Genomic DNA, 7,435 nt, shown 5'->3' with positions numbered 1-7,435 from the left:
GGAGGTGCCGCGCGCGGGGCCGGCGGTGGGGCATCCAATTCCGCCAGGCGGTCGATCGGTTCCTCGGCGAGCGCGCAATCGACGCCGGCCTCCAGATAGAAGGCAAGAAGCTCGCGGACGGTGGGTGCGGGTTCGGGTATCATGGGAAAGTCTGACTATTAGTTCAGTTTAAGGCGCCTTGCACCCCGGTGAAACGCATTTCCGTGGTTGTCCTACCCGGAAAAATCGGAAACAAGAGGGCGCAAATGACCAAGGACCGTCTCAAGGGCTGAGATCAGATGAGCACCGAAGAACTTCCTCCGCGCGAATCCATGGAATTCGACGTCGTCATCGTCGGCGCCGGCCCCTCGGGCCTGTCCGCCGCGATCCGGCTGAAGCAGCTCAATGCCGATCTCAACGTCGTGGTCGTGGAGAAAGGCTCCGAGGTCGGCGCGCATATTCTCTCGGGTGCCGTGATCGATCCGGCCGGGCTCGACAAGCTGATCCCGGACTGGCGCGAGGATTCCGACTGCCCGCTGAAGACCCAGGTGAAGGACGATCGCTTCTATTGGATGACGGCCGGCGGCGCGATCAAGCTGCCGAACTTCATGATGCCGCCGCTGATGGACAATCATCACTGCTTCATCGGCTCGCTCGGCAATGTCTGCCGCTGGCTGGCGCGGAAGGCCGAGGCGCTCGGCGTCGAGATCTATCCGGGCTTTGCCGCTGCCGAGGTGCTCTATGACGAGGAGGGCAGGGTCAAGGGCATCGCCACCGGCGACATGGGCATCGGCCGCGACGGCAAGCCGAAGGATTCGTTTACCCGCGGCATGGAATTGCTCGGCAAGTACACGCTGTTCGCCGAAGGCGCTCGCGGCAGCCTGACCAAGCAACTCATCGCGAAGTTCGCGTTGGATGCCAACAGCGAGCCGGCGAAGTTCGGCATCGGCCTCAAGGAGGTCTGGCAGATCGATCCGGCGAAGCATCAGAAGGGAACGATCCAGCATTCGTTCGGCTGGCCTCTCGACCTGAAAACCGGCGGCGGCTCGTTCCTCTATCATTACGACGACAATCTCGTCGCCGTCGGCTTCGTCGTGCATCTGAACTACGACGATCCCTACCTGTCGCCGTTCGACGAGTTCCAGCGCTTCAAGACTCATCCGTCGATCCGCGGCACCTTCGAGGGTGCCAAGCGGCTCGCTTACGGTGCGCGCGCTATCACCGAGGGCGGTTATCAGTCGGTGCCGAAGCTCAGCTTCCCCGGCGGCGCGCTGATCGGTTGCGCGGCCGGCTTCGTCAACGTGCCGCGCATCAAGGGCGTGCACAATGCGATGGGCACCGGCATGCTCGCAGCCGAGCACGTCGCAGCAGCGCTCGCCGCCGATCGCAGCAATGACGAGTTGGTCGAGTACGAGAACGCCTGGCGCTCGTCCTCCGTCGGCAAGGACCTGTTCCTGGTGCGCAACGTCAAGCCGCTGTGGTCGAAGTTCGGCACCGTGCTCGGCGTCGCGCTCGGCGGCCTCGACATGTGGTGCAACACGCTGTTCGGCGCCTCGCTGTTCGGCACCCAGTCTCATGCCAAGCCCGACCGCGCCACGCTCGATCCGGCCAAACAGCATGCGCCGAAGAACTACCCGAAGCCGGACGGCAAGATCTCGTTCGACAAACTGTCCTCGGTGTTCCTGTCCAACACCAACCACGAGGAGGACCAGCCGGTCCATCTCAAGGTCACGGACATGAACTTGCAGAAGACCTCCGAACACGACGTGTTCGCCGGTCCTTCGAATCGCTATTGCCCGGCCGGCGTCTATGAATGGGTCGAGGAGGGCTCGAGCCCGCGCTTCCAGATCAACGCCCAGAACTGCGTTCACTGCAAAACCTGCGACGTGAAGGATCCCAACGGCAACATCACCTGGGTTCCCCCGGAGGGCGGCGGCGGTCCGAACTACGAGGCGATGTGAGAACGGGCCGGGCAAGCGGATTAGGTCACAAAGCGATCCGGCGCACGTTCGCGTGAGGAGGGGGCCGCGGCGACGGGTCGCGGCCACGATAAGGCCATAGTAGCGGCGTCTTGGGGCTGCTCCGGACCGGTGACTTGGCCGATTTGGGGCGCGCGGAGGGGGGCTGTCCGGTCCGAATCCTTGCGGCGAAGCGCCAAAAGCGGCATTGTCGGCCTGACGGTTCCGGGTCCCAATGCCACCGGCCGCGTTCGCATGCGATACGGCCCTCTGCTGCAAACCCAGGCACTACCAACTCAAGGCGAGCCCTGATGTTTTCAAATCGTTTCAACCGCTGGACTGTTGCCGCCATCGCCCTCATGGGCACAGCGATCGCGACCGTCCCGGGCAGGGTCCTGGCGCAGACGCCGGATCACCCGGAGAACACGGCGGCGCAGTTTCCGACCCGAAACGATCTGAAGTCGCTCACCGGGGCCGGCAGCTATCTCGCCGCCCGCCACGCCAGCGTCGAGCGTGACGCGGCCTCCGCCGCCGCATTCTACCGCTCCGCCCTGCGCACCGACCCCAAGAACAACGAGCTGCTCGACCGCGCCTTCATCTCCTCGGTCGCCGACGGCGACATCGAGGAGGCGGTCAAGCTCGCCGAGCGCGTCCTCACCATCGACAAGACCAACCGCGTCGCACGTCTCGTCGTCGGCGTGCATGATCTCAAGGTGAAGAAGTACGCCGCCGCGCAGACCAACATCAACCAGTCGATCCGCGGTCCGATCACCGATCTCGTCGCCACGCTGCTGTCCGGTTGGGCCGCCTATGGTGCGGGCGATGCCAAGGGCGGTGTCGCCACCATCGACAAGCTGGCCGGCCCCGAATGGTACCCGCTGTTCAAGGACCTCCATGCCGGCATGATCCTCGAGCTCTCCGGCAAGGAGAAGGACGCCGGCACCCGCTTCGAGCGCGCCTACAAGCTCGACGATTCCATGCTGCGCGTGACCGAGGCCTATGCGCGCTGGCTGTCGCGCAACAAGGATTCCGGCGCCGCGACCACCGTCTACCAGGCCTTCGACAAGAAGCTGGCGCGTCATCCGCTGATCCAGGAGGGCCTGCGCGAGACCAAGGCCGGCAAGAAAATGCCGCCGCTGGTCGATTCCGCCCAGGCCGGCGCCGCCGAAGCGCTCTACGGCATCGGCGCCACGCTGACCCGCCGCGGCGGCGAGGATCTCGCGCTGGTCTATCTCCAGCTCGCGCTCTACCTCCAGCCGACCCATCCGCTGGCGCTGCTCTCGCTCGCCGATCTCTACGAATCGGTGAAGCGGCCGCAGATGGCGATCAAGGTCTACGAGCGCGTGCCGGCGAGCTCGCCGCTCAAGCGCAACGCGCAGATCCAGCTCGCCATTGATCTGGATTCCGCCGACCGCACCGACGAGGCGATCAAGATCCTCAAGGGCGTCACTGCCGAGGATGCCAAGGACCTCGAAGCCATCATGGCGCTCGGCAATATCGAGCGCGGCCGCAAGAGGTTCGGCGATTGCGGGGCGACCTATTCGCAAGGCATCGACGCGCTGACACCCGGCAACGACAAGGCCAACAGCGTCTGGTACTATTATCGCGGCATCTGCGAGGAGCGCTCCAAGCAGTGGGCCAAAGCCGAGGCCGACATGAAGAAGGCACTCGAGCTGCAACCCGACCAGCCCCACGTCCTCAACTATCTCGGCTATTCCTGGATCGACCAGGGGATCAACCTCGACGAAGGCATGAAGATGATCAAGCGCGCCGTCGAGCAGCGTCCCGACGACGGCTACATCGTCGATTCCCTCGGCTGGGCCTATTACCGCATCGGCAATTACGAGGAGGCGGTGAAGAATCTCGAGCGCGCGATCGATCTGAAGCCCGAGGATCCCACCATCAACGACCATCTTGGCGACGCTTACTGGCGCGTCGGCCGCACGCTGGAAGCCAAATTCCAGTGGGCGCATGCCCGCGATCTCAAGCCCGAGCCGGAAGAGCTGCCGAAGATCGAAGCCAAGATCGCCAACGGCATGACCGACGACAGTACGAACTCTTCGGCCGCGCAGGCGGACAAGAAGAAGGACGACGGCAAGGGCGGCTAGTGAGTTCTGGGGGTTGATCGCCGATGCCGGCGTTGATTGAGGAAGGACGGGCGAAGGTCAATTTGAGCCTTCGCGTCGTCGGCCGTCGTGCCGACGGCTATCATGATCTCGAAAGCGTGGTCGCGTTCGCCGACTGCGCCGACCGGCTCACGCTGGAGCCGGGCGGCGAGCTGAAGCTCGTCACCACCGGACCGCTGGCTGCGGCTTGCGGCGACACCGCCGACAATCTCGTGCTCAAGGCCGCCAGGCTGCTCTCCGAGGCGGTGCCGGACCTCAAGCTCGGCGCGTTCGCGCTCGACAAGGTGCTGCCGGTCGCGGCAGGCATTGGTGGCGGCTCGGCCGACGCCGCCGCGGCGCTGCGGCTTCTGGCGCGTCTCAACAATCTGTCGCTCGATGATCCCCGCTTGCAGAAGGTCGCGCTCGCGACCGGCGCCGACGTGCCGGTGTGCCTCGTCTCGCGCGCCTGCGACATGACCGGCGTCGGCGAGCAGCTGCTGCCGCTCGCGCTGCCGAGCATGCCTTGCGTGATGGTCAATCCGCGCGTGCCTGTTGCCACCAAGGACGTGTTTCAGGAGCTAGGCCTGCGCAACGGTCAATTGCTGGTCGGCGTCACCGACGTCATCCGCGCTCCGGCCTGGCCGGAAGAGGGCGGATCGATTGCCGATTGGGTTGGCGTTCTCGAACGCGTTCCCAACGATCTCGAAGCGCCGGCGCTGCGGATCCAGCCTGTGATCGGCAAGGTGCTGGAAGCCTTGCGCGACTCCCCCGGCGTCAAGCTCGCCCGCATGTCCGGCTCGGGTGCGACGTGCTTTGCGATCTATGGCGCGGCAAACGAAGCGCATGCCGCCGCTGAAAAGATCCGGCGCGACCATCCCGGCTGGTGGGTGCATGCGGGGATGTTGAGCTAGACGCTTCTCGTCATTGCGAGCGTAGCGAAGCAATCCAGGCTATCACCGCGGTGGGATTCTGGATTGCTTCGCTGTGCTCGCAATGACGCGGATAGGCCTGAGCTAACCCGCGGCGTCCTCAGTCAGCCCCAAGAACCGCCGGATCTCGCCGAGCACCTCGTCCGGCTTGTCATGCTGCAGCCAGTGTCCGGCGCCGGCGATGGTCTCGATGCGTGCGTTCTGGAAATACCGCTCCAGGCCTGCGGCCCTGGCGCCGGCGAGAAAGCTTTCACCGGCGTTGAGCAGCAGCGTCGGGCAGGCGATGCGGCCCCACAGCGCGACGTGATCGTCCGGCCAGAGCCGGTGCGGCGCCGAGGCGCGCTGATAGGGATCGAATTTCCAGCTATAGGAACCGTCCTCGTTCTGCCGTGCGCCGTGAGTGGCGAGATGCAGCGCGAGGTCGCGGGCGAGGCGCTTGTTGTGAAGCACCATCTGCGCCGCAGCGTCCTCGAGGGTCGCATAGCGGCGCGGTGTGCGGTCGTGCAGTTTGTCGAGCTGGCCGACCCATTTGCCGATGCGCTCATGCACTGGGGCCTTTGGCGTATCCGGCAACATGGTTACGCCGTCGAGCACCACCAGCTTCGAGACCTGCTCAGGGAATGACCCCGAGAAGATCAGGCTCACCATGCCGCCCATGGAATGGCCGATGAGAGTCACGTGAGGCGCCGCGATGACGCGAACGAGCTGGGCGAGATCGTAGACATATTCGGTCAGTGCGTAGCTGCCGCCCTTGGTCCATTCGGAATCGCCGTGGCCGCGCAGGTCCGGCGCGATCACGTGAAAATGCGGCTGCAGCGACCGGGCGATGACGTCCCAGCTTCGGCAGTGATCGCGCCCGCCATGAACAAGAATGAGCGGCGGCGCGCTCTCATTGCCCCAATCGGCGTAATGCAGCCGCAGGCCGTGCGATTCATAGAAGCGGTCCTGCGGGGTGCTAGCCATTCGCCGGCCGCCGCGCCAAGGCCAACGACAGGCCGAGACCTGCAATGAAGACGCCGGAGCCCTGGGTGAGACGCCGCATCAGCTGCGGCCGTCCGATCAGCTGTGTGCGTGTCGCGGAGGCCATCAGCACCACCACGACGTCGGCGAGCGTGTTCAGCGTCACCGAGATCGTGCCCAGCATGATGAATTGCAGCGTCGGGCTCGATCCCGCGGGATCGAGGAATTGCGGGATGAAGGCGAGGAAGAACGCGGCGGTCTTGGGGTTCAGCGCCTCGACCAGCACGCCGTCGCGGAACGCGCGCCTGTCGCCGACAGCTTCGCTCTCGAGCGACAGCGCGCGGCCGGCCCCGCGGAACGTCTTGATGCCGAGCCAGACCAGATAGAGCGCGCCGGCGAACTTGACGGCAGCGAATAATTCGGCGCTTGCAAGGATGATGGCGGAGATGCCGAGGCTGCCGGCGACCACATGAACCAGCCCGCCCAGCGCCGTGCCCGCGGTCGAGGCAAACCCGCTGGCGCGCCCCTCGGACAGCGTCCGCGCCGCGACGTAGAAGATGCCGGGGCCGGGAACGGCGGCGATGAGACAGGCTGCGGCCAGGAACAGCCAGAAATTGGTTTCGATCATCCTGTTTTCGTAGCGCAGCGGACCGCGATTGCAAGTCTTGGTTCGAAGGCCCCTCGCTTAGTCCATCCGGCGGAAGATCGCGCTGGCATTCACCCCGCCGAAGCCAAAGCCGTTGGAGATCGCATGCTGCATCGGCATCGGCCGCGCGCGGCCTGCGACGATGTCGATCCCTTCCGCGCCCGCATCGGGAGTTTCCAGATTGAGCGTCGGCGGCGCGATCTGGTCGCGCAAGGCGAGCACGGTGAAGATCGCCTCGAGGCCGCCGGCGGCGCCGAGCAGATGGCCGGTGGCCGATTTGGTCGCGCTGACGGCAATGCCGCGGTTGCGCCCGAACAGTGCGCCGATCGCGCCGAGCTCGCTCTCGTCGCCGGCCGGCGTCGAGGTCGCGTGCGCATTCAGGTGCTGCACATCCGCCGGTGCCAGACTCGCTTGCCGAAGCGCGATCTCCATGGCGCGGCGCGCGCCGTCGCCGTCGGGCGGACCTGAGGTCATGTGATAGGCGTCCGCCGTGGTGCCGTAGCCGATGATCTCCGCAATCGGCGTAGCGCCCCGCGCCAGCGCATGTTCGAGCTCCTCGATCACCAGGATGCCGGCGCCTTCGCCCATGACAAACCCGTCGCGCTTCTGATCGAACGGGCGCGAAGCGCGCGCAGGCTCCTCGTTGAATCCGCTCGACAGCGCGCGGGCCGCCGCAAAGCCGCCGAGGCTGACGATGTCGATGCAGGCCTCCGCGCCGCCGCAGATCGCGACGTCGGCCTCGCCCGCGCGGATCATGCGCGCGGCATCGCCGATCGCCTGCACGCCGGCGGCGCAGGCGGTGACCGGTGTGCCCAGCGCGCCCTTGTAGCCGTATTTGATCGAGACGTGGCCGCTCGC

General features: G+C 65.8%; 6 protein-coding genes and 1 pseudogene. 3 read left to right on the top strand and 4 right to left on the bottom strand.

The window, feature by feature from the left end:
* A pseudogene (locus SE92_RS37555) lies at window positions 1-143 on the bottom strand (uracil-DNA glycosylase); the annotation flags it as partial.
* Between the two features lie 135 nt (window positions 144-278).
* On the opposite strand from SE92_RS37555, the gene SE92_RS15505 reads away from it, so the two are divergent.
* The 3 genes from SE92_RS15505 (at window position 279) to SE92_RS15495 (ending at window position 4,953) form a co-directional block, all read left to right on the top strand.
* Window positions 279-1,940: an electron transfer flavoprotein-ubiquinone oxidoreductase gene (locus tag SE92_RS15505; RefSeq protein WP_063196548.1), complete on the top strand. Its 1,662-nt coding sequence runs from the start codon at window positions 279-281 to the stop codon at window positions 1,938-1,940.
* Window positions 1,941-2,248: 308 nt separating this feature from the next.
* On the top strand, window positions 2,249-4,045 hold the full coding sequence (locus SE92_RS15500; RefSeq protein WP_157095463.1) for a tetratricopeptide repeat protein: 1,797 nt from the start codon (window positions 2,249-2,251) through the stop codon (window positions 4,043-4,045).
* Window positions 4,046-4,068: 23 nt separating this feature from the next.
* Window positions 4,069-4,953 (top strand): 4-(cytidine 5'-diphospho)-2-C-methyl-D-erythritol kinase, encoded by an 885-nt coding sequence (locus SE92_RS15495; protein WP_063196546.1) that lies wholly within the window; start codon window positions 4,069-4,071, stop codon window positions 4,951-4,953.
* A 102-nt stretch (window positions 4,954-5,055) separates the two neighbouring features.
* On the opposite strand, the gene SE92_RS15490 is transcribed toward SE92_RS15495, so the two are convergent.
* The 3 genes from SE92_RS15490 to SE92_RS15480 form a co-directional block, all read right to left on the bottom strand.
* A complete protein-coding gene (locus SE92_RS15490) occupies window positions 5,056-5,934 on the bottom strand; it encodes an alpha/beta fold hydrolase (protein WP_063196545.1) in 879 nt (292 codons plus the stop codon).
* A complete protein-coding gene (locus SE92_RS15485; protein WP_063196544.1) occupies window positions 5,927-6,559 on the bottom strand; it encodes a LysE family translocator in 633 nt (210 codons plus the stop codon). Before SE92_RS15485 ends, SE92_RS15490 begins: the two co-directional genes overlap by 8 nt.
* A 57-nt stretch (window positions 6,560-6,616) precedes the next feature.
* The coding region (locus SE92_RS15480; RefSeq protein ID WP_157095888.1) for a beta-ketoacyl-ACP synthase II at window positions 6,617-7,435 on the bottom strand (819 nt) is incomplete at its 5' end.

The organism is Bradyrhizobium sp. AT1 (assembly GCF_001590795.1).
Lineage (GTDB): Bacteria > Pseudomonadota > Alphaproteobacteria > Rhizobiales > Xanthobacteraceae > Bradyrhizobium.
This window is presented reverse-complemented; position numbering and strand designations above follow the sequence as displayed.